Genomic DNA, 1,722 nt, shown 5'->3' on the forward strand with positions numbered 1-1,722 from the left:
CATCCTTGCGGAAGGGGCAATAGCGCTACCAGTGACGCTTAGCGGAGGTGCGCTGTTTGCTAGTTGAAAACTACTCCAATTCCCGTTCTCGGCAGACCCACTCGGCTGTCGAGGCAATTTTTAGTGACCTTCGGGTCAATATGCGTTTTATATATGGTGGTGTCGAACGACACCAGGTGGATTACTTAGCCAAGATTTGTTTTGGCTTACTTCTTCTTGGAAGTAGTCTTCTTGACGGGCTTCTTGGCAGCCGTCTTCTTTGGAGCTTTCTTCGCGGTCTTTTTGGCCGCCACCTTCTTGGTGGGTTTCTTAGCTTTCTTGGCGGCCTTCTTGGCTTTGGCGGCTTCCTTCTTTGCAGCGGCCTTGGCTTTAGCAGCTTCCTTCTTGGCCTTGATGGCTTCCTTTTTGACGGCAAGCTTTTGCTTCGCCGCGAGCTTTTTGGCTGCCATCTTCTCCTTGAGTGCCTTCTTTTTCTCGGCAACAGCCTTCTTCTTTTCGGCTAACTTCTGTTTTTTGAGAACGGTTTTACCCGCGGCAGCTGCTTTGGCCTTCATGTCTTTTGAGACGCGAAATGAATCACCCTTACGCTCGAATTTGGCCAACGTCTTCTTGAGAGTATTCTTCGTCAGCGGGGATTCGACCCATCCGAAGGTAGCCGTAAGAAAGGACTTAATCTGCGCACGGGAAATAAACTTTCCAGAAACGCTCTCGCAAGCCTTGCGGACCATATCTTCGTAGGAAATCTTCTCCATGGTGGAATATTTGTTATCGATTGATAGATTTTCTCTGATGTTGATCAGAATTACTTTCCCTGAAAAAGTTTGCTTATAAATGACTGAAATGAATTTCATTGGTTAACTAATCTTATAACATCTATTGCAATTAGCCAATAATATTTTCTGTCATGGGTTGCGATTGAAAGTACGTATGGAAAATGCTTATGCGACTTATGATGTGCAGAGCACGAGGGGAGTGCATTGGAAACCTTTCATACCTTCTCGGCCTTTTGGCTATGATCAAGTGTAGTATCTGTTCTTATCAGTGTGACAACTGATATGCTTCCGACTGGAAGCTTTTCATGTCACATCAATTTTTCTCGGGGGGCAGTGTTCACTGGGCTTGCTCATGACCTGCTCACTTGTCGCCTCTGCATTGCACTCTCGCGGAGTGTGGCGAACCCTTCTGGGTAATGATTTCCAATGAACTTTCCACAACAAAGATGAACTTCTCATATATATACAAATGACACGTAAATCTCCCAATACTGTTTTACATAACACCAACTTTAAACTCATTCTTCGACCACGGTTTTCTCAACAGCACAGCTCTCATTTCATGACGCACCAATCTTTCGCCTTTTACTAAAGATTGCCGTGTTCTGAGAGCATTCAATGTGACTTTGTCAATTTTTGAGCGATGAAAATCGCAAATGGTTTATAAGTCTAGTATAGAGTCCGTGTGCATTCCTATAGAATTGGAGTCTAATAATAGTTAGGGTCCAACCCTAGATAGAGGTTTACAAAATTATGCCTAAAGAGTTTTAAATAATAAGGTTCCAGCCTATTCAAGTTAAGACCCGTTCAGCACCAAAGATGTCCTGTAAGAGCTTTATTCGGAGTTCTGTTTTAGAATTGCTAATAGTCATCATCCTTGCGGAAGGGGCAATAGCGCTACCAGTGACGCTTAGCGGAGGTGCGCTGTTTGCTAGTTGAAAACTACTCC

General features: G+C 44.3%; 1 protein-coding gene. It reads right to left on the reverse strand.

What is annotated here, in order from left to right:
- Window positions 1-206: 206 nt before the first annotated feature.
- Window positions 207-851, reverse strand: a complete 645-nt coding sequence (locus HRU21_13375; GenBank protein ID NRA43274.1) for a hypothetical protein — start codon at window positions 849-851, stop codon at window positions 207-209.
- Between the last annotated feature and the right edge of the window lie 871 nt (window positions 852-1,722).

The organism is Pseudomonadales bacterium, assembly GCA_013215025.1.
GTDB lineage: Bacteria > Pseudomonadota > Gammaproteobacteria > Pseudomonadales > DT-91 > DT-91.

Bases quoted from the DNA above. Each gene is read 5' to 3' on its own strand.
- HRU21_13375 (NRA43274.1), bottom strand. From the start codon at position 851: ATGAAATTCATTTCAGTCATTTATAAGCAAACTTTTTCAGGGAAAGTA.